Origin of the sequence: Streptacidiphilus albus JL83 (assembly GCF_000744705.1) — a bacterium.
GTDB classification, from domain to species: domain Bacteria; phylum Actinomycetota; class Actinomycetes; order Streptomycetales; family Streptomycetaceae; genus Streptacidiphilus; species Streptacidiphilus albus.
Map to the genome: position 1 here is coordinate 3,972,688 of NZ_JQML01000001.1, position 18,992 is coordinate 3,991,679.

19 protein-coding genes and 1 tRNA gene are annotated in these 18,992 nt (G+C 68.0%); 11 read left to right on the forward strand and 9 right to left on the reverse strand.

Annotated features, from left to right (window positions below; translation table 11 throughout):
• Positions 1-6 precede the first annotated feature (6 nt).
• The 4 genes from BS75_RS17145 to BS75_RS17160 all read left to right on the forward strand — a co-directional run bounded on the left by BS75_RS17145 (position 7) and on the right by BS75_RS17160 (position 2,199).
• Positions 7-543 carry a hypothetical protein gene (locus BS75_RS17145; protein ID WP_034088865.1) on the forward strand — a complete coding sequence of 179 codons (537 nt, stop codon included), beginning with the start codon at positions 7-9 and terminating at the stop codon, positions 541-543.
• 13 nt (positions 544-556) lie between these two features.
• A complete protein-coding gene (locus BS75_RS17150) occupies positions 557-1,390 on the forward strand; it encodes a GH25 family lysozyme (RefSeq protein ID WP_034088866.1) in 834 nt (277 codons plus the stop codon).
• A 35-nt stretch (positions 1,391-1,425) separates the two neighbouring features.
• Positions 1,426-1,743 (forward strand): hypothetical protein, encoded by a 318-nt coding sequence (locus tag BS75_RS17155; RefSeq protein ID WP_034088867.1) that lies wholly within the window; start codon positions 1,426-1,428, stop codon positions 1,741-1,743.
• Between the two features lie 75 nt (positions 1,744-1,818).
• Positions 1,819-2,199, forward strand: coding sequence for a hypothetical protein (locus tag BS75_RS17160; protein WP_034088868.1), 381 nt, complete (start codon positions 1,819-1,821; stop codon positions 2,197-2,199).
• 56 nt (positions 2,200-2,255) lie between these two features.
• Here the strand turns inward: BS75_RS17160 and BS75_RS17165 are convergent, their stop codons facing one another.
• Both BS75_RS17165 and BS75_RS17170 read right to left on the reverse strand, forming a co-directional pair.
• Positions 2,256-3,233: an SUMF1/EgtB/PvdO family nonheme iron enzyme gene (locus BS75_RS17165; protein WP_081982394.1), complete on the reverse strand. Its 978-nt coding sequence runs from the start codon at positions 3,231-3,233 to the stop codon at positions 2,256-2,258.
• 10 nt (positions 3,234-3,243) lie between these two features.
• Complete coding sequence (locus BS75_RS17170; protein ID WP_034088869.1) at positions 3,244-4,041, reverse strand: aminotransferase class IV; 798 nt, start codon at positions 4,039-4,041, stop codon at positions 3,244-3,246.
• Between the two features lie 358 nt (positions 4,042-4,399).
• Between BS75_RS17170 and BS75_RS44410 the strand changes: the two genes are divergently transcribed.
• Together BS75_RS44410 and BS75_RS17185 are read left to right on the forward strand one after the other, a co-directional pair.
• Positions 4,400-4,837, forward strand: coding sequence for a hypothetical protein (locus tag BS75_RS44410; protein ID WP_152646242.1), 438 nt, complete (start codon positions 4,400-4,402; stop codon positions 4,835-4,837).
• On the forward strand, positions 4,834-5,067 hold the full coding sequence (locus BS75_RS17185; RefSeq protein ID WP_034088871.1) for a hypothetical protein: 234 nt from the start codon (positions 4,834-4,836) through the stop codon (positions 5,065-5,067). Before BS75_RS44410 ends, BS75_RS17185 begins: the two co-directional genes overlap by 4 nt.
• A 6-nt stretch (positions 5,068-5,073) precedes the next feature.
• Here BS75_RS17185 and BS75_RS17190 read toward each other — a convergent pair whose 3' ends face one another.
• The 5 genes from BS75_RS17190 to BS75_RS17215 all read right to left on the reverse strand — a co-directional run bounded on the left by BS75_RS17190 (position 5,074) and on the right by BS75_RS17215 (position 9,531).
• The gene (locus BS75_RS17190) at positions 5,074-5,322 is read right to left on the reverse strand and encodes a helix-turn-helix transcriptional regulator (protein WP_042440498.1); all 249 of its coding nucleotides are present in this window, start codon (positions 5,320-5,322) and stop codon (positions 5,074-5,076) included.
• Between the two features lie 501 nt (positions 5,323-5,823).
• A tRNA-Arg gene (locus tag BS75_RS17200) sits at positions 5,824-5,896 on the reverse strand.
• 221 nt (positions 5,897-6,117) lie between these two features.
• Positions 6,118-7,620 carry a hypothetical protein gene (locus tag BS75_RS17205; RefSeq protein ID WP_231607801.1) on the reverse strand — a complete coding sequence of 501 codons (1,503 nt, stop codon included), beginning with the start codon at positions 7,618-7,620 and terminating at the stop codon, positions 6,118-6,120.
• On the reverse strand, positions 7,617-8,627 hold the full coding sequence (locus tag BS75_RS17210) for a site-specific integrase (protein WP_231607802.1): 1,011 nt from the start codon (positions 8,625-8,627) through the stop codon (positions 7,617-7,619). The genes BS75_RS17205 and BS75_RS17210 overlap by 4 nt, the downstream gene beginning before the upstream one ends.
• Before the next feature lie 103 nt (positions 8,628-8,730).
• On the reverse strand, positions 8,731-9,531 hold the full coding sequence (locus tag BS75_RS17215) for a helix-turn-helix domain-containing protein (RefSeq protein WP_152646241.1): 801 nt from the start codon (positions 9,529-9,531) through the stop codon (positions 8,731-8,733).
• Positions 9,532-9,755: 224 nt separating this feature from the next.
• Here BS75_RS17215 and BS75_RS17220 point away from each other — a divergent pair, with 224 nt between their 5' ends.
• Positions 9,756-10,220: a helix-turn-helix domain-containing protein gene (locus tag BS75_RS17220; protein WP_231607803.1), complete on the forward strand. Its 465-nt coding sequence runs from the start codon at positions 9,756-9,758 to the stop codon at positions 10,218-10,220.
• A gap of 208 nt (positions 10,221-10,428) precedes the next feature.
• Here BS75_RS17220 and BS75_RS17225 read toward each other — a convergent pair whose 3' ends face one another.
• Together BS75_RS17225 and BS75_RS17230 are read right to left on the reverse strand one after the other, a co-directional pair.
• Positions 10,429-10,944, reverse strand: a complete 516-nt coding sequence (locus tag BS75_RS17225; RefSeq protein ID WP_152646240.1) for a hypothetical protein — start codon at positions 10,942-10,944, stop codon at positions 10,429-10,431.
• Between the two features lie 455 nt (positions 10,945-11,399).
• Positions 11,400-14,102 (reverse strand): AAA family ATPase, encoded by a 2,703-nt coding sequence (locus tag BS75_RS17230; RefSeq protein WP_034088875.1) that lies wholly within the window; start codon positions 14,100-14,102, stop codon positions 11,400-11,402.
• Between the two features lie 1,089 nt (positions 14,103-15,191).
• Between BS75_RS17230 and BS75_RS17235 the strand changes: the two genes are divergently transcribed.
• From BS75_RS17235 to BS75_RS17250, 4 genes are all read left to right on the forward strand, one after another.
• Positions 15,192-15,482: a hypothetical protein gene (locus BS75_RS17235; protein WP_034088876.1), complete on the forward strand. Its 291-nt coding sequence runs from the start codon at positions 15,192-15,194 to the stop codon at positions 15,480-15,482.
• Positions 15,483-15,568: 86 nt separating this feature from the next.
• A complete protein-coding gene (locus BS75_RS17240; RefSeq protein WP_042440464.1) occupies positions 15,569-16,942 on the forward strand; it encodes a B12-binding domain-containing radical SAM protein in 1,374 nt (457 codons plus the stop codon).
• 24 nt (positions 16,943-16,966) lie between these two features.
• Positions 16,967-17,779 (forward strand): GNAT family N-acetyltransferase, encoded by an 813-nt coding sequence (locus BS75_RS17245; RefSeq protein ID WP_042440461.1) that lies wholly within the window; start codon positions 16,967-16,969, stop codon positions 17,777-17,779.
• A gap of 136 nt (positions 17,780-17,915) precedes the next feature.
• Complete coding sequence (locus BS75_RS17250) at positions 17,916-18,980, forward strand: dienelactone hydrolase family protein (protein WP_042440459.1); 1,065 nt, start codon at positions 17,916-17,918, stop codon at positions 18,978-18,980.
• The last annotated feature ends 12 nt before the right edge of the window (positions 18,981-18,992 follow it).

An 18,992-nucleotide genomic window follows, 5' to 3' on the forward strand; every position in this document is an offset into this window, starting at 1 on the left:
CGACGCATGGCCCGCACGCTGCCCACGATGCCCTCCTGGAGCGCGGCCCAGGAGATCACCTCGACCCTGCTCAACCAGATCACGACCTACACCCAGTACATGTCCAGCCCGCCCTCGTTCCGAGCCGAGCAGCACACCACGCAGAGCATCACGACCGGCGGGACCGGGCAGCAGATCACCTGCGACACCGTCATCCACGACTCGGATTCCGGCCTGAGCGCGGTGAGCCCGTACCCCTACGTGGTGCCGGTCGCCGGAATCTGGGACCTCTCCGGCGCCGTCGGCCTGGCCGCCAACGCCACCGGCGCCCGGCTCCCGTTCCTGACCCAGAACGGCACGACGATCAACGGGAGCGGGCCGTTGGCGATCACCTCGGCCAACACCGCCCTGTGGAACGTCTTGGCCAGCGGCGTGCCGCTGAACGTCGGCGACATCATCGGCCTGTGGATCATCCAGACATCCGGCAGCACCCTGTCGACCGCCCCGGTCGGAGGCCAGTCCTCCTGGTTCGCCGGCCGCCTCGTCTCCCTCCAGAACCCGTGACAAGGAGAACCTCATGACCATCCCCGGCATCGACGTCGCCAGCTACCAGGGCCCGGCGCCCGATCTGACAGGGTCCGCCTTCGTCGTGATCAAGGCCACCGAGGGCACCAGCGTGCTCAACGACGAGCAGGCCACCCAGGCCGCGCACGCCCGCGCGGCCGACGCGCTGCTCGGCTTCTACCACTTCCTTCACCCTGGCGACATCGCCGCCCAGGCCGCTTACTTCGTGGCCCAGGCCGCGTCGGTGGCGGGCGACACCCTGTGGATCGACTGGGAGACGACCGAGGACGGCACCTACGCCAGCTGCGCCGAGAAAGACGCGATGATCGCCGCGGTGAAGGGCCTGCGGCCGGGCCACCGCGTGGGGCTGTACTGCAACCTGGACTTCTGGAAGAGCATCGACACCACCAGCGACTGCGGCGACGCCCTGTGGATCGCGGACCCGAGCTCGCCGGCCGGGCGCCCGGCGGTCGAGCACCCGTGGACGCTCCACCAGTACGGCCTCGCCGGCGGCATCGACCGGGACGTCGCCAACTTCCCGACCGCCGAGGCCATGCGGGAGTGGGCGAACCCGGCCGCGCCGAAGCCGCCCGCGCCGGTGTACCAGCCGTTCCCGGGGGCGTCGTGGTTCCGGGAGGGCAGGGTGTCGCCGATCGTCGGGCGGATGCATGAGCGCCTGGTCGCCGAGGGCTGCGACCGCTACCACTCCAGCCTCGCCAAGGACCTCATCGGGCCCGGTGACGTCCGCTCGTACGAGGCCTGGCAGGCGAAGTGCGGCTTCACCGGCGAGGCGGCGACCTGGCCGCCCGGGCCGGAGAGCTGGGACCGGCTGCACGTCCCGGCGTAGTCGCACACCGCATAGACCAAGGGCAGGGGGAACAGATGAACGGTTTGATCGGACTGTGGGCAGGTGGCGCCGGGGCGCTGGGCGCGTCCGGCGCGGTGCTGGGCTGGGTCGCGCGGGCCTCCGGACGGATGCACCACACAGGTGAAGTGGTGGAACGGATCGAGCGGCTCCTGGAGCCCGAAGGCGACGCACCCGGGCTCGGCGAGAGGCTGCGAGCGCTGGAGAGCGGGCAGCGCCGGATCGAGGCTCAACTCAAGCCGAACGGCGGCGCGTCCGCCCGGGACGCGATCAACAGGTTGGAGGCCGGGCTGAGAGACGTGGCCGCGCGCTTGCCGCCGACTCCGCCACCGTGATCTGCAGTTCCCCGGTGATCAAGCGATCCCCCCGTGCATGATGAGCCGTCAAATCTTCTCTGACCGGGGGGTCACATGGATCTCAGCCGTCTCAACCCGTATTCGCCGGCCTCGAAGGCGGCACCGGCCGGGACGTACATCAACCGGGCCCTCCGCGGGGCCCGCACGAGCGCGGACCAGCTCGCCGCCGCCGGATGGACGGCGACGATCGAGAACGGCGCCAACGTCGGAAGCAGGATCACCGCGACCCGGGTCCTGGCCGTCGGCGTCCTCGCCGCCGGCGCACGCAAGACGACCGGCGACCAGTACGTACTGTTCACATCGCCGGACGGGACGCAGCAGGAGATGGCCACCGTGCCCGCACGCCTGGAGAAGTCGATCCGCCAGTGGGTCCTCCTCTACGCCAAGAAGCGCGCCCAAGCGGCACCGACCGGCACCGGTCGACACCGCGGCTGACCTCCTACCGCTGGCCCGTGTCCTCAACCTGCCGCGAGACACGGGCAGCAGGGCGGTCAGCAGCCACCGCTGTGGCGTACCTGGGCAGCAGTGCCCGCCGTCGGACGGCCAGGGTCGGCCTCCATGCTGGCAGCCACGCACCGGAAGCCGGTGTCGTCGTCGCACATCGTCGCCAGGGCATCGTTGACGGTCGCCGGCGCGCAGCGGTCGAACGGGCTTGTCCAGGCCCCGCCTCGTAGCTCATGCCGCCCTATCTCCGACGCGGACGACAGCCACTCCCAGACGTTGCCACACATGTCGAACACGCCGTACGGGCTGACGCCGGAGCGGTAACGGCTGACGGGCGTCGTGGCCTTGATGCCCGATTCGCGGACGTTGCACTTCGCGAACGTTATGCCGTTGCCCCAGGGGTAGGTACTACCTGTCTGTCCGCGTGCGGCTTTCTCCCACTGTCGTGCGGTCGGAAGCTCCTTCCCCGCCCATTGGGCGTAGCTTGCGGCAGCGTGCCAGTCGACGTACACCACCGGGTGATCAGCGAGGGTTTCCGGGTATCGGCCGTCCTCCCAGTGGTACGGCGGCTTCGCCCTGGTCGCCGTAACGAACGTCGCGTAGTCGCGGTTCGTGACCGGGAACGTGTCGATCCAGAAGTCGGCAACGTACAGTGACCGGCCTTCGTCTCCGGCGAGGAATCTTCCTTCCGGGATGTGGAGCATCAGTCGGCCGTCACCGGGGTGTCGTCGCTGCTCGTCCACAGCGGTGGACTGTGCCTCGTCGGCGATGATCCCGGTAGAGCTGCCGTCCACCAGGGCGTTGAAGCGCGCCTGGGCGTCGGGCAGCGCGATCTGCAGCATCGTGTCGAGGGACTGCTGGTTGCCCATTCGGATGCGGGTCTCCTCGGCGCCCTTTTCCCAGCGGCTGACCATGTTCGTAGAGACCTGCAGGGATTTCGCGAATTCAGTGACCGTCAGCCGCAGCGCAACCCGTAACGCTCGCGTCTCGCGGCCTGTCCATTCGGTGACCAGGACCCCCGTCATCGTGATCTCCTCAGAACAGTGGTTCGCCGGGGATGTTCGCATAGGCCACGCCGAGGGCGGCCAGGGCCGGATGCTGGTCGTCGAGTTCGAGCGTGCCGATACGGCTGATGGGCCGCACGCCGATGGAAGTGTTCGTCGCGAATGCGGCGGCCATGCTGCGGAGGTCGTCGCGGCACACCGGTGCCACGATGTGCGCGCCATTTTCCTGCAGGAGACGCATCGTCACGCCGTCCAGGACATCAGCCTTGGGCCAGACGACATGCCCTTCGGCGTCCACGAACCCGATGTTCCAGGTCGCGCCTTCGGACACGAGGCCATCGGCGCCCACGAACAGCACATCGGCGAAGCCGGCGCGCTGCGCCTGGCGCCGGTAGTACATGGTGGCGAACAGCCCGATGTGCTTGACCTCGGGCACCTCGCGTTGATACTCCGCCACGGCTACGGTCAGCGGCGGGAGCTGCTCGATTGCTGCTGGCCGGGTGGTCACGAAGATCTGCGGGGCAGCATCGCTGCCGGGGTGGCCCATTTCGAGGCCGGGGTCATAGACGGTGACGCGGATCGTGTAGGAGCCGCTGGAGCTACGGCCGTCGTCGGTGACCGCTTGGCGGATCAGGTCTAGGGTCCGCTCGACGTCCAGGCGCGTGTTGAAGACCTGGGCGCAGTTCTCGACGAGCCGGTCCAGGTGGAGCGACAGTCCTCGGACGTGCCCGTCGTCGACGCGCATGGACGTGAAATGGCCGAGGTTGACGAGTCCTAGGGTGACCAGGTCGGATTCGCTGGGGACACGGCCGTTGAGTTGAGGTGGCATGACTGTGAGTGTCCCAGTTTTTGGGCACGACGTCAGTCCCCAGGACGGCCAAGTGGTAGGAAAGTTGTGCCCTAGTTGAGGTTTGATTGGTGGCTGCCTGACGGGGAGCGAGCGACGATGAATCAACGCGCCACGCAGAGTGGCGATTGGATCACCTGGCGATGCAACGAGGCTCCATGTCCGAGATTCAGCAGTCCCCGGCCTACACTGACGACCAGCTCCACGGCCGCGCCTGCATTGTGTGTGGCCTTACTGATAGCGATCTTCTGCCGTTCGGACACGTCCCCTCCGAGGTCCGGCCCGGGCAGAGCCTAGTGTGGGCTGTCGTCGCCTGCCCGGAGCACCGGGGCGGAACGTCATGAGCGCTATGGAAGCCCCGGTCGCCCCACAGGCCGACTGGTTGCTGAACGAGCACGCGATCCAAGCGTTCGCCATGTCCGCGATCCTCCTCGCGGCCGGCTACGGCTGGGACGCGGTCCGGACGCCTGAGGCACTCGGCCTCGCCGCTGCCAAGCGGCTCCTTGGCAGTGCGATCACCCGCAACCGGCTCGGCCCAGTCCTGCACTCCCACCGCTCCGGTGTCCTGTACTGGATCGTCCGGACCGGCTCCACCTCGCACTACCCGACCGGCTGCCAGCTCCTGCGTCGGGGCGACTGGATCGCCGCCCCAGGCGACCACGCCCTGCACCCAGACATCGTCCGCTGGCTCCACCTGCCCGAGCCAGGCGTCCTCACCTCGGCCGTATGGCTCGCCGCTGCACTCCACGACACCCAGCTCCCCGGGGGGACCAGATGAGCCGCGAGCACACCGATGACACCGCCGCGATCTGCGCGGCACCATGGGCCGACGGTGAATGCAGCAGCTGCAGGCGGGCCGGGAAGATCACGCCGGTCCAGGGCGGCGATGCGATGTGCCGGATGTGCCTCGCCTACGCGCTGATCCTCGACCGGGGCTGCGGCGAACCGTTGCGCACTCTGGCCCTCGACGCTGCTGAGCAGAGCGGCAGGTTGCTCGAGCGCGAGTAGGGGCCGCTACGGCTGCGGGACGTCGGACGGATCGTCCGATCGGGTCCAGTCGTCCGCGAAGAGCCACTCGACCGGGACGCTGAGGGCGCGGGCGAAGAGGTGCGCGTGGTCTGCGTTGAGGGGGGACGTGCCCAGCTCGGCGCGGTAGACCGTGTATCGACTCAGGCCGGCCCGCTCAGCCAGGTCGGGTTGGCGAAGGTTCCGCCACTCCCGTAGTCGTCGTAGCCGGTCGCCGACTGCCAGTCTCTGGCTCATCAGCCAGGGGTCGGTCAGTCGCTTGTTCGTCGGCACCCTTGCCACGTTTGCCCAGACAAGATCCAATGTCAGCAGCAGATATGCGGCAGTACATGATCTTGATGCGCCTGGGCGGGCGGTCGAGGCCGGACGCCTCCCGGGCTGATGGGAGCGCGCGCCTCAAAAATCCCGTACGACCCCCCTACCGCAGCACTACCGTCGGGAGCATATGCCAGGAGCGCATGGCCCCGATCTTCCCCAAGTACGTGCTCGGAGCACAGGCTGAACTGACCCCCCTCGGCTCCGGCACGAAGCGCACCCCCGGCCAGCGCTGGTCGGGGGTGCCTTTCTTGCAGCTCAAGGCCATGATCATATGGGCGATATCTGGGCGATGATCTTGTGTAGCCGCCCCGTATTTCGAACGTACTGGCGACGTAGTGCGAACGTAGTGCAGCAAGAAGCCCAGCCCCGGACTTACGTCCTGAGCTGGGCTTTTGACGGTCTATGACCTGGTCAGAGAAGTGCCCCAGGCAGGATTCGAACCTGCGACACCGGCTTTAGGAGAGCCGTGCTCTATCCCCTGAGCTACTGAGGCGGGGATGTGTCGGGAAATGTGTCTGATATTGCCCAACTTGTGGGCAATGCCAGGAACGCCCCACGAGACATGCCCGGTGGCACGGCGTGAGCTGTGCCACCGGGCAAGTGTAGCGGCTCCGACGGGCGGACCTGGGAGCTAGGTTCGGATGCCTGAGAGCAGCAGCTCAGAGGTCTGGCGAGGATGGCTCAGGGCTGCCTTGGCATCAGCAGCCGGTGTCGTCATGCGGCGGCCGCCAGGCCGGCCCTGGCCTCGGCCTTGGCTCGGGTGATGGAGTTGTTGACCCAAGCGAAGCCGATGTAGATGAGCAGGGCTGCGTCGGCCCCGTATGCGGGTACGGCTTTGTGTTTATACGTCTGGTCGAATGTGGAGTGTTGGGCTTCACTGTCTTGGCGGAATCCCTTGAGCCTCCTTCCGGCATTGGTTCCAGGAATGATCTGCCGGAGGTGTTCAGTGCGGTTGAAGCGCTTTCTTTTGGTGGACGGGTCGATTTCTCTGTCCTCTTTGGTTTCATCGACCCGAATGCGAAGCTTGTGGTCACCGCGGGAGCAAGGGATAGAAAGGAGGTGATAGAAGCGTGCCCTCTTCACCTTGCGGGGCTCCAGGTCGAGGGCAGGGAGTGGCGTGTAGAGCGTTTCCCCGTCGACGGTGACTTGGCGTTCGCAGACGCGGCCTTCTGCTGCGTACAGGATATGGATGCAGGGGCCGTCGGTGTATTCGAGGACGGGTTGCGGGGTGATGCCGTCGTGTTGGGGCGAGTAGACGACGAGGCCCTCTTCAATGAGCGGGGCGCGGTGGACGCCGCGGATCACGGTGTCGTAGGTGATCGCCCGCAGTCCGGGAGCCTGGGCGGTGATGTGTTTGACCAGGCGGACGACGGCCGCGCCCTCGTCGTCGCGCAACTGGTCATGTCGGCGTGATTTGCTGCGCACTGATTCCAGACTGAGGATGATGCGGCTGTGCGGGAGGTCGGCCGCGCGGATTGCGATGGAAAGCATTTTATTTCCGTATACGCGGCGTCCGCCGCCTTCGGTCTGCATGGTGGCGTCCGGGTCGACGCGGTGGATTCGGATTTCTCCTGTTTCTTTGTCTTCGCTGGTCGGGTGGGTTTTCATAGACGGGGGCTTGGCGACGGTGGCGTCGCCATGGATGACCTGGTCACGTTCGGGTCGGATCCAGGTGCCTCGATTACGGTTTTTCGCCATCATTCCGGCGTCGATGGCCTGCTGGATCCAGGCGTCACGGCTGAGGTCGCGGGCCTGGGGCACGACGGCTTTGAGGTAGTGACGAAAGGCGTAGTTCCACTGGCTCAGGGTGGGGCCACTGGCCGGGAGGGCCTGGGCTTCCTGTTCCCCGGCGTAGTTGCCCACGGCTTCGCGGAGCATTCCCCACCACATGGGGCGGGCGAGGTGGGCTGCGGTACTACGGGCCGAACCGAAGACCGAGATCGCGCACAGGAAGATGAAGTAGATGTAGCGGGGGTACTCGGCGGGCCGTCCGGCGCCGCCGGCGGCTGGCGCGGGGAGGATCTCGCGGGCGACCTGGTGCAGTTGGGGGTTGGTCACCAGGTACTCGAAGCGTTCGTCGAGAGTGACGACCTCGGCCTTGGGGCTGTCGGGGGGCGTGTAGGGGAAGTTGAAGATGTCGTCGGGAAACGGGCCGACCTTGTAGCTGGGGGCTTTCGCCTTGCGCTTGCCGGGCTTCTGGCTCGTGGGGATGCTCACGATGTCCCGCCTCCGCAGTTGGGCCAGTCGTAGGAGGCGTAGGCCGCGGCGACTTCCAGGGAGCGCAGGCCCAGGCGGGCCGCTACTTCGCTGAGCTGTCCGGTCTGGGCGAAGACGCGGCGGGCGATGTAGCGGGTGACGTCGCGGAACACCACGGTGCGACTGCTGGTGCGCAGGCCCGCGTGGCGGGCGATCTCGATGAAGCCGGATCCAACACTGGCCTGGCGGCGGTAGTCGGAAGTGGCGGAGGTGACTAGGAGCTGGGGGCCGTTGGCCAAGGCGGTTCGGGTCAGGTAGTCGGCTCGCATCGCCAGGACGCGCGCGCTCCAGGAGTCCAGCGGGCAGTAGCGCGCATCGGTGGCGTGGGTGCCGTCCGTCCACACCCGGGCACCGGGCAGGTCGAGGTCGGCGGTGCTGGCCGCGGCGACCTCGGCACTGGTCAGGCCGGCTTCGGCCAGGGCGAGCAGGGATGCGTTGCGGGTGGCCGGCATCCCCGCCTCGGCGTGGAAGCGCATGGCTGCGATGTCGTGGTCCCGGAGCGTGGTGCCGGCCTTGCGGGGTGTTCGTGGGATCTTGGGGGTGTCGGACAGCGGGGCTGCCGTGGTCAGGCCGCTCATGCGGCTGGAGCGGAAGAGGGCTTCGAGAGCGGAGGAGCGCTGGCGGGAGGTGGCCGGTGCCGGGACGGGGATGAGTCGGCCATGCCGGTCGCGGCCGGGCGCCTGGATGAACGCCTGCGCGAGTGCGGGGGTCACCCGGTCGAGGTCAACAATGCCGTGGGCCGCGGCGAAGGCCAGGAAGCGTTCCCCGATCTGGGCGTACTCGCGGAACGTCTGGTGGCTCATCGCTGCGGTGGCGACCTTGGTCTCCCAGTGCGCCGACGCGAGCACGAGGGCCTGCATGATCGTGGCAGGGGTGGGCTGGTTCGGGTGGCGCTTTGCCGATGGTGGCTCGCCGCCGTCGTTGTCGGCGCTATCTTGGGGATCGTTCCTCGGCTCGTACGAGGGCATGCAAAAGCCCCCCTTCTGCGGCTGTGCCGCGGTTGGTGTGGGTGGATGCGGGGGTCCGGGGCGCTGTCCGGCCAAGGAATGGGCGCTCCGGGCCTGCTTGACGTCAGGTCACGCCGGTTGCCGGCGGCTGCGGTTCGGTTCCGCGGAGGCGTTCGGCGGCACGGGTGATGGCGTGCAGTGAGCGGTGCAGGGTGATCACCTCCCGTTCGGTGAGTTGGGCCAGGTCGGCGATGCGGAAAGTGCGGGTCATCAGGGCCGCCAGGTCCTGCGTGGGGGCCTGCCGGTCGTACGGCGGCTCGGCGTGTGCGCCGGGGGCTGCGGCGCTCTCCTGGGACGGTGTGTCCGCTGTCGGTCCGGGGGCGGTGGGCGGATGGGCGCGCTGGGTGGGGATCTCGGCCCCCGGGCCGCGTCCGCGCGGCGCCGATGCGTCGGTCCAGCTGAGGTAGCCGACGGCTTCGCTGTGCACCAGCCCGATGGCGATCATGATGTCGACGAGGGCTTCAGCGCCGCCGCGTCTGAGCTTGTCGACGTGGGCGCGGTCCATGAGGTGTGCGACCAGGCTTACACGTAAGCACGGTCCGGGGCCCGAGGTCAGTCGGGTCCTGGCGGCTGTAGCGAACCACGTGGCGTGCCATAGCCTGCCCAGCGCCGCCCGGCCCTGCGCCTCGCTGCTGTCCCACTCGCTGGCCAGTGCGACGGCGGCGTCGGTGGCGCGGTACATCCCGCGCCCGGGGGCGCGCTGTGCGAGCCCGTTGGCGACCAGGAACCTCATCGCGAGGGAGGCGCGACTGGCGGGAACCCCGGTGGCCCGCGACAGGTCGTCCTTGGAGAAGGCCGCAGTGGAGCAGCAGACCGCTCCGGCGATCAGGAGCTGGCGGGGACCCGGCAGGCGGTCGGTCGGCACGACCAGGACGCCGGAGGCTGACTGCGATCGGGGCGGGCGCGATGAGGGCACAATTCCTCCACATGAGGCCATAGGTGCGGCGACCTGGGCGTATGCCCGGCCGGGGACGGTCGGGTCGCGACACCCCTGCCGCATTGCCGGTAAATCACTTCCGTTGATCTCTCACTTGAATAGCATGTGAGGCGGGAGCCTGCACGCGGCGGCCCGTGGGTCACACTTGGGAAGTGCCTGGAGGAGATCGTCGTGCCAAAGCCCCGAACGGATACATCGTCAGCGGCACCTGGCCGCATGCGCTGATGGAGCCGGTGAAGATGGCGCAGATCGTGCAGGCAATCGCGCGGGCACTGGGTGAAGCGATGGAGCAGGGCGGCTGGAGCGCGAACGCGCTGGCCAAGGAGGCCGGGGTCAACCGGCAGGTGATCGCCAACGTCCTCGCTGGAAGCGTCTGGCTGGACGTGTACACAGTGGGAGCTCTCGAGGACACCCTGGGGGTGATCCTTTGGCCGTACCACCTCGACTGGCCGCAGCAGGGCCAGCCGAAGGACGGCGGCCGCGCCGTGGGACCGGTCGGCGACAAGCGCGGCCAGGAGGCCGGCGCGGCGGGAGCGGCCGACGGCGAGGAGACTGCGCCGCGGGTGCGTGCTTCCCGCGCGGGTGAACGTGATTCGCATGAGCGTTCGACTCTCTGATGCGCGCGCAGGACGAATCGGCCGAACGGCGGACAGCCGGCCCGGGGGGCCGGTAATGTCCAAACGAGGCCTGTAATCCAGCGCTTAGCTGTTTACGGGTGGCCGCCGCCCTGCCCCGGGGTCCTCGAAAACCATTTCCGGGGCGGGCGGCTCTCTCCTTCCTTGATCGCTGTTCGGTCTGCGCGGCAGACCGACAGACGCGGTCCGGCTAGTCGACGAGGGCCCAGGGGGCGCAGACCCGGTAGTAGACGTGCTCGGGATCCTCGGGAACGGGCACCTTCTCCAGTGCGCCGCGCCGGAAGACGTGGTCCAGGTTGGCCGAGACCCGGCCCCGGGTGGTGGGGCCCTCTTTGGCGAGGGCCTCGGTGATCTCGTCCACACTCCAGGGCGCGGTCCGGACCGGGTCGGCTTCCAGCAGCGCCAGGATCGACGCGGAGATGCTGCCCCTCTTGAATTTGATCACCTTCGGCTCCTTCGCCGGGCCGGGTTCGGGGACTACCCGCAGAAGTGGCTCCGTGTCCCCGCGAAGCTCGCGGCGGATCGAGGCCACCAGGCCGGCGGCCCCCCGCAGCGCCTCCAGTGCGGACATGGCCTGATCGCGCCGCTCCTTGAAGCGCTTCATGCGGCCTTCATGGAATTCGATACAGCGTTCGCATTCCATGACCAGCCCCAGAAGATCAGACTCCACCTGCGGAATCGGCGGCCCCTCGGCATGCATGGTCATGGCGTCAGCGTAGAACCGACCCATGGACCCCCGAGGGCCTTCGGCCCTATTGCCCAAGTTCGGTCATGACCAGTCATTTCCATTTACAGAGTGCACAATTGCTGGCCTCTCGGCCGTCGCTCGCGGACACAGCCCTGCCACTGCCGCGCCCGGTCCGCGCCACCGCGATGCGCGGCACCGTCGCAGGCATGCACGGCCTACGCGGCTGCGGTGCAGTGCTACTGAAGCTGGCACCTGGCGAGCGTCAGGGAGCCAGGTCCAGCGGTCCGACCCGCGCCTCTCCTCCCCAGCGAGCGCGACCGGGCCCCGCCCGCCGCGGGGCCGCCGGAACGGGCACCGCCGCACACCCGGGACGAAGCACACGAGCCGGCGAAGGCGAACCCCAACTCCACTAACGATAAGGGAAGTTGGACTTATCCCGTCGACGTGCGAGCGGGCAGCGGAGGCCACGCAGACTAGGGCTCCCCCGGTTGCCCTTCATCCAGGCGGCGCACCAGGTCCTCGCTGCCGTCCTGGAGGACTTCTATCGCCGCCCGTGTGACGAGCCCAACCAAGTCGCCGACCACGCCCCGCGTGCGAGTGTGAAGCAGATCGGCCCGTTCGGCCAGAGTGCCGGGGCGGTGGTGGCGCAGGCGCAGCTGGTCCTCCAGTGCGCGCACCAGACGTTCCCACGCCGGCCCGGGGGGCACAGGTCCACCCTGCACGTGGTCGTACCGGGCCGCGACCTGCTGGGTACGCGCGACGTCGAGCCCCACAGCGGCGACCATGAACAGGGCAGGGACCTGGTCGGCCAGATGCCGCAGGACCTCCAGGTCACCTCCGGCGCGCCGCCCCAGAGAGCCGGCGTCGTCGACAATGACCACCCTGGTGCCGCGCTGCAGCAGTTCGTCACGCAGAAGGTCGCACAGATCCCAGGTGGAGCGGCGGCCCCCGGGAACACCGAGGGACTGCAGGGCGTCGGCCAGGTACTGACGGACGCCCCCGCCGGGCCGGACCTGCGTGTACAGGACCGGAGTCAGATCGCGCCGCCCGGGGTTTTCGGCCCGCTCCCGTTCCTCGACGCCGCGGGCGAACGCGCGCAGCGCCGTGGTCTTCCCGATGCCCGGGGCACCGGTCACCAGGAGCACGCGCCGCCGACCCTCGGTGGTGCGCTGAAGCACATTCATCACCAGCAACGTCTGCGCGCGCTCGCGGACCGCCTCCGCCAGCGGCGTGTCCACGAGCACCAGCTGTGCGTGGTGGGCCAGCCGTGCGCAGTAGCCGTCGCTGCCCGGTGGCCCCCAGAAGTCATCGGCCTGTGCCCGGGCCTGCTGCCCGGGCAGCACCGGGCCCGAGTGGGTAGCGGCCCGGGTCGCCGTGTCCGACGTGCCGCCCGAGACCGCACTGGTCGGCAGCGGCCGGGGCAGCGAGGGCTCTGTCGCCGGACGGCGGGACGACGCTTGACCGACCTGCGGGATCGCAGCCCAGCCCTGCTGCGGCAATTGGATCCACACCCGCTCGGGGTCGGTGGAATCGACGGAAACGCGCACCCTGCCCGCCTGTTCCGCGGCCTGCCGCCCGGGCGATGGCCGTAGCCGGTCCAGGACGGCACCGTCGTAGCGCCGTCCCCGCACGTTCACACCGTAGTGGGTGACCTGGCGCCACATCGAGGGCAACAGCGGCAACGTGTCCTGCGGCGGATAGGGCACATCGACATAGGGCACCTCGCTGGACCGGCCCCGTCCGCTGCGGCCGGGCAGGGTCTCGGGGTCCCGGACCACTGTCGGCTGCCACACCGCGGGAATCCACCGGTCCACGAAGCACTGCACCGCCACCCGAACCGCCTCGGAATCCTCCGGCTCCGGGAGGCCTGGCCACAGGCTCTGTGCCTTCAACGCGGTCTCCAGCGCCGGCCGCAGCCGAAACGCCGCCTGCTCCGGCCTCGGCCTGTCCGCCGAGGCGAGCTTGCCCCGCACCACCAGGTCCAGGCCCAGCCCACGGCAGGCCGAGCGCAGGGCCGTCGAACGGGCAAGCGGTCCGCGGTCCAGCACCAGCCGACGGGGGCGGACGTACGAGCGCTCCAGCGCCGCCGGATCACCGGATTCCTCAACACCGGGAATCAGTTGCCGGGGCGTGCACATACGCACCAGCAGCGCCATTGCGTCCGGAAGCGACGAGGGGAGATGAACTACAGCCGCGAGGAGCAGGGAGGTGGCCGTGTCCACGGCCACCGTCAGCTTCAGCGGGACGCGCCCGCCCCCAGGGGTGCGCAGGTCGAACAGCAGGGCGTCCACCTCCACCAGCTCGCCTGGACGGCGCCGCTCCTGCTGCGTACTCAGCCCCCATGCCCCACGACGGATCGACCGGGGGTCTGCTGCGATTGCTTTTCCGATGATCCGGCGGATCGTCGAACGCGACGGCACCGCACCGACCAGGTCGGGATGGTTGCGCTGCACCTCGTCGACCAGGAACCTGTGCAGGCGCTCCGCGGAGATCCGGCCCGGCGTCCTCTCCAGGGCCTGGGTATAGAGCAGTTCCAGGATGACGGGGTTGACCCGGGCACCGTTGGCCTCCGTACGCCCGACGCGTCCATCCAGCAGCCCGCGAAGGCCCTGGGCCTGGTAGCGCAGCCGCTTGCGGCGTACCGTCCGCGCGGACACGGCCCCGGGCCAGGGCATCTGTGATAGCTCCTCAGCCTTCGTGGCCTCACGCTGCTCCAGCGTGGTCGCCCGCACGTCGTAGCCGGGGCGCGGCACCCCCGGCGCGCCTGCCCCGCTCTGCCGTCCGCTGATCACCTCGAGGATGTGCCGCTCCCAGAACTGGGCCTTGGCCCACGCCGCACTGCCCGGTGTCGGCAATCGGTCCCGTGCCGAGGCGGGTTCCGTCGTGCCCGCGTCGGCGAACTGCGCGCCGGCTGCCAGCACCCGCAGGAGCGTCGACTCCCGTTTCCCGCCTTGTTCGTCTTCCAGCACCAGCCGGGGGCCGTCGATGCCTCGCACGGTCCACAGGAGATCGTCAAGCAGAAGCCGGTCGCCCGGGCCGATCCGCTCGGGCCAGAGCCGGTCCTCGTCTCCCCGCACGGCCAGCTCTGCGGCCGTCCGATCCTCCCCGCCGATGGACGCCCCGCCCACTTCCCTCCGCGCGCAGTCTCCCCGCAACAGGGCCACCTCCCAAGCCATTGCGTCCGTAGTAGCTCTACCCCTGGGCGCACCCCGTGCGACCTGCATTTCGGAAGGTTGCAACCTTCACGGCCCCGATCGGCGGCCCTTCATCGATGTTCCCTGCATCCGGCCTGTTCCTGGTACCGTGCCGGGCCCGCGCACGGGCCCGCTCCGCTCCCCTGGGCACCGATCCACACGGTCCACCGCAGGTCCCGGACGACAGGACGACTGGCTCCGCCAATCGCCGCCGAGACCGCTGCGCACGAAGCATGGGACCTCCTCGACGAGACTGTCCGCTGCATATGGCTTGGGACGGCGCCTGGGACGAGTGGAAGGCTCAGGACCAAATCTCCCCATAGCTGCAACAGCTCTCCAGCCACGCAGCCCAAATCGTCGCTGCTGCCCTGCAGCCCCACCCAAGCGCTGCACGACACTTCGGCCGTCTCGTCGAAGATGGGAACGTCGTGAGCGCCATCCGCCAGGCGACCAAGAGCCATGGACCGCAAACGCTCTGACAGCCAGGCTCGCACGGGCAGCCACACCCAACCCCACGCTCGCCGACGCGTACAGCGGCGCGTCGGCGGGGTTCTTGCCGACCAGCAACGGCCGGACGCCGAGGTGCCACGGGCGGGCCAGGAGGAAGGAGAAGACAGTGCCGGCGACACGAAAAAAGCGCAAGGGAAATATGTACTTCCGGTACGCCCGTCAGCGTATCGAGCTCACAGACCCCCCCTGAATCCTAACCATTCACTGCTGCGCGAATCCGACTTTTCATCCTTCCGAACGCTTCGCTTTGCCCGCGACACACTCTATATATATGCCCAAATCCGACTAAAAGGGGGAAATGGACAAAGCTCGCGCGATACTCCACGACCCAAACGCATCTCTGCCACTTAAAGTAACCACAGGCCCCATACTAGTTACTCACTGTGCCCATGGGGGTCGAATGCAGCCAGGCGTCAGGCATTTTCAGTCAGTCCATGTCATGTACTGGACCGAGCTTCAAAGCAGGGTTGTAATTGCTTCGCGCACAGCGTTGATTTTTCTCGCCGCGCTGTGGGGCTGCCCTTGCCAATCCCTTACAAGAGGGAAGAACAGGAGAACTGCATGCTCCAGCAGGCTGCCAAGTACTCGGCCGAGCAGATGACGGAGGCCAACAACGCCGCCCTCACCATCGAGGCCATGATCGGACGACTCAGCTACGACGAGGGCTTCGCTCGGGACCTCGCCAACAACCCCATGGACACGCTCACCATGTCCGGGATGCTGATGGACAAGGAAGCGATCCAGGTCCTCCTGGCGACCGACCCGGACCGCTTCGACAAGCTCTGCGAGTCCCTGTTCGCACTCGTGGACTCCGACTTCCTGCATGCGATCGTGGGCCCGTCCTGCGACTGACCGCACACGAGGATGGGCCGCCCTCGCGGCCCATCCTCCCTGGTCGGGAGCTTACGTACGCATGGATTCCCTCTGGAGGAGAGAAATTGGCCCGCGTCGCACTCGTCAATCTGGCTAGCCTCCCGATGCCGGGCAATGAGCCGATCTTCCCGATTGGACTGCGGTGTGTGCAGGATGCACTCGACCGTGCGGAGCACGACACGCGCCTGTTCGACTTCGTGCAGGACCCCGCCGCCGCCGAGGATCTCAGTTGGGTCAGCGAGCCCTGGGACGCCATCGGCTTCACCATTCGCAACATTGACCCCATCGACATGGCGTGCGACGGCCACGTCGAGCACTACGTGGCCTTCCTGGACCGAGTGCGCGCGGCGCTTGGCGACGCTCCGGCCCCGCTCCTGATCGGCGGCGGGCCCGGCTACAGCCTGTTTGCCGACCAACTCCTGCCCCGCCTCGGGTTCGACGTGGGGGTGGTCGGTCCCGGCGAGCAGGCCATGCTGGATATCCTCAAGGCTCCGAACCGATACCGGAAGGCCGGCCGGAACATCACTGGGCGCAGCTACGGCGGGTTCATGGTCAATTCGTTGGATCATCCACGTCCGCTGATGGAGACGTATACCGCTTTCGACGGGGCGATGATCGGGGTCGAGACTCGGCGGAAGACTTGCTACCAGGGCTGCGTCTACTGCCCCTACGCCTACATCAGCGGCGACAACGGTGGCGACCTGAAGCCACTGGAACTGATCGGCGCGGAGTTGCGCACGATCCACGCATCGGGGATACACCGAGTCTTCTTCACCGACGGGATCTTCAACAGCGAACTCCGCTTCGCGAAGGAGGTCGTCCAGCTGATCATTGACCTGGCGCTGCCCGGTCTCACCTGGTCTGCCTACTTCACCCCGAAGCCCTTCGACGATGAGTTCGCCGCCCTTCTGGCCGCGAGCAAGGTCGAATTCGTCGTCATCTCCCCCGACAGTCTGGATGATCGGGTGATGAGGCTACTCGGGAAGAGCTTCGAGACACGGCACGTCGACAAGTGCCTGGAGCGGTGCAGGCAGCACGGCATACCCGCGCGGGTGAACGTCGTCTTCGGCGGGCCGGGTGAGACCCGGGAGAGCGTTCGCAACAGTGCTCAGTACATCAACTCCCGCCTGGAGCAGGGCGAGCTGGCCATGCATCTGGGGTACCGGGTACTACCGCAGACGCATATGGCCCAGCAGCTCTCCATCCCAGACGCGGATCTGGTCAGCCCCACCTTCTACCCGTTCGACCCCGACCTCTTCGGATGGGTCATGGAGGATCTCGACAGTCGCTTCATGTCGACCCGAGTACTGATGAATCTGATGGCCGCTCGAAGCTCCAGCAGGCGAATGACCAGGATTCCGCTCCCGCAGGACCCGGCGGGCGCAGCGCCCACGGAGTTTCCTTACCTGGCCCTGAGCCGGCAACTGCCGCTCGTCTGAACGCTCGTACTGAGGTGGAGATCCATGAGTATCGGTCGCGTGCGTCGGCTGAGGCAGGATGACGCCGAAGAGATCCTTCGGATCGCCGATCTCGAAGGGCTCGATGCTCCCACGCTGGCAAGGGAGTTGGCCAACGGGGACGACTACCTCTGGCTGGGCGTCACCACGCAATCCGGCGTTCTTGGTGCAGTTCATCGCAGTATGCGGTGGGGAGACAGGCTCCTGCTCAAGGGTGTCTTCGTAGACGAGCCGCTGCGCGGCAGCGGGGCCGCACTGGAGCTGGGCTTCCGCCTGCGCGACACGGCCCGCGACGCCGGCTATCGAGGTGTCCTCGCGTGGGTGGAGCCGCACCGGCCGGAAGCCGGGCTCGCCCGGATGCTCCGGCTGCAGGCGACTGGCTTGTTAGTCCACCGCTTTGAGGTACCTCTTCCGGACTGCATCGGGCCGAGCACCGTAACAGCCGCCAGCTGTGGCACTGTCGCGTTCGGGCAGTCCGGTACCGGCTCAAGGGCACCGCTGGTGACCGACATGCTGGGAGACGGGATTTCTGGCACGGTGCAATGGGTGCACGACCGGCACCGCCTCGTACTGAGCGGCTTCCCTTCTCCCACTATCGCGGATCTTGCCACACTGGCAGCCCAGTTGCGGCCACTGGCCCAAGCGACCGGGGCTGGCTTTGTAGAGTTTCCGCTGCCTGCGGCAGACCTGTCGGCGGCGCTGGCACTGACGAGGTCGAACGCGAGGCGGCTCAGTCGGACACCAGTCCGCCTCGGCTTCTTGGACTTTCACTCCGCCTCCGATCCAGAAGGCAGGACGGTCGCTGTTGACGCCGCATGAAGCGCGCTCGCTCTGTCTCCAGGACGACGCCCAGGCCGGGCTAGACAGCCTACGCCGACGGAACACGGATGCGGCTGCACTGCGGGAACTGCTCAGCCAGGCTGATGAGGGAGGATTCTCCGCCTGGGATGGCACGGTGGAACTCACAGACGAGTGGGGGCGCCGGACCGCCATGGCCGTCCACGTGCCCTCCCGGCCTGCGGGTAGGCGCCTCGGCGCGCTCATCGTCCTGCACGGCGCCGGAGGCAGCGGTGACCAACTGCTGCCTCGATTCGCGGCTCTCGGGGACCGGCTGTCGATGGCCGTCCTGTGCCCAAGTGCGCAACTGCCCAAGCGGACGACGGCCAACCTCGATCTGGCCGGACTCTTCGGCAACCGCTTCCGGATGCCGCAATGGGACATGGCCGGCCGGGACTTCCCGCTGGCGGCCCTTCGCTGGGCGAGGACCGAGCTGGGGGTGGACTCGAACCGATGCGCACTTACCGGTGTCTCGATGGGCGGTCTGGCAACCTGGAACCTCGGGATGCGCTTCTGGCACTCCTTCTCGGCCATCGCCCCCGTTAACGGGGCGCTTTCGGTCTGGGAGTCGTTCGGAACCGATCGACGAGCGCGCAGCCTGCTGCCGAACGTGCTGCCACTGCCACTGTTCGTGGTCCACGGAGGCAAGGACGAACAGATACCGGCTCGATTCGATCGGGAGTCCGTCAGGAGTCTGCGAGCGCTGGGCCACGCGGACGCCTGCTACGTCGAGGTGCCCGACGGTCAGCACAGGTTGGAGACCCTGGGCCTGGAAGACGGCAGTGGCCTCTTCCAGCGACTGGAATGCTGGCTCGGTGGCGCAAAGCGGGCGACAGGATCCGCTGTGCTCCGGCACCGGGCCGAGGAGGACTTCCATGGCCGTGCGCACTGGGTGGGCATCAGCGGGATCACCGCCCACCAGGCTGGCGAGGTTCGCGCTCGGCGGCGCCCGGGCAACCAGGTCGAGATCGAGGTCAGCGGTGCCGCCGAGGTGACGCTCTATCTACGCAGCGACCAGTTCCGGAGCGGATCGGAGATCACAGTCTTGGTCAATGGGGTCTCCACCTCACTGCGCTTCGAACCGGACCTAGCGACGGTTTTCAGTTCTTTCCGTGAGCACGCCGACCCGGAGCTGACGGCAGAACAGGTGCTCCGCATTCCCGTCCCCTCGCCCTATGCCTGATGGACCGATACG

Excerpts from the sequence above, each read along its gene's own strand:
- BS75_RS17190 (WP_042440498.1), bottom strand. The coding sequence starts at position 5,322 with ATGAGCCAGAGACTGGCAGTCGGCGACCGGCTACGACGACTACGGGAG.
- BS75_RS17165 (WP_081982394.1), bottom strand. The coding sequence starts at position 3,233 with ATGACGGGGGTCCTGGTCACCGAATGGACAGGCCGCGAGACGCGAGCG.
- BS75_RS17210 (WP_231607802.1), bottom strand. The coding sequence starts at position 8,627 with ATGCCCTCGTACGAGCCGAGGAACGATCCCCAAGATAGCGCCGACAAC.
- BS75_RS44410 (WP_152646242.1), top strand. The coding sequence starts at position 4,400 with ATGAGCGCTATGGAAGCCCCGGTCGCCCCACAGGCCGACTGGTTGCTG.
- BS75_RS17170 (WP_034088869.1), bottom strand. The coding sequence starts at position 4,041 with ATGCCACCTCAACTCAACGGCCGTGTCCCCAGCGAATCCGACCTGGTC.
- BS75_RS17185 (WP_034088871.1), top strand. The coding sequence starts at position 4,834 with ATGAGCCGCGAGCACACCGATGACACCGCCGCGATCTGCGCGGCACCA.
- BS75_RS17235 (WP_034088876.1), top strand. The coding sequence starts at position 15,192 with ATGCTCCAGCAGGCTGCCAAGTACTCGGCCGAGCAGATGACGGAGGCC.
- BS75_RS17155 (WP_034088867.1), top strand. The coding sequence starts at position 1,426 with ATGAACGGTTTGATCGGACTGTGGGCAGGTGGCGCCGGGGCGCTGGGC.
- BS75_RS17150 (WP_034088866.1), top strand. The coding sequence starts at position 557 with ATGACCATCCCCGGCATCGACGTCGCCAGCTACCAGGGCCCGGCGCCC.
- BS75_RS17160 (WP_034088868.1), top strand. The coding sequence starts at position 1,819 with ATGGATCTCAGCCGTCTCAACCCGTATTCGCCGGCCTCGAAGGCGGCA.
- BS75_RS17225 (WP_152646240.1), bottom strand. The coding sequence starts at position 10,944 with ATGACCATGCATGCCGAGGGGCCGCCGATTCCGCAGGTGGAGTCTGAT.
- BS75_RS17245 (WP_042440461.1), top strand. The coding sequence starts at position 16,967 with ATGAGTATCGGTCGCGTGCGTCGGCTGAGGCAGGATGACGCCGAAGAG.
- BS75_RS17145 (WP_034088865.1), top strand. The coding sequence starts at position 7 with ATGGCCCGCACGCTGCCCACGATGCCCTCCTGGAGCGCGGCCCAGGAG.
- BS75_RS17230 (WP_034088875.1), bottom strand. The coding sequence starts at position 14,102 with ATGGCTTGGGAGGTGGCCCTGTTGCGGGGAGACTGCGCGCGGAGGGAA.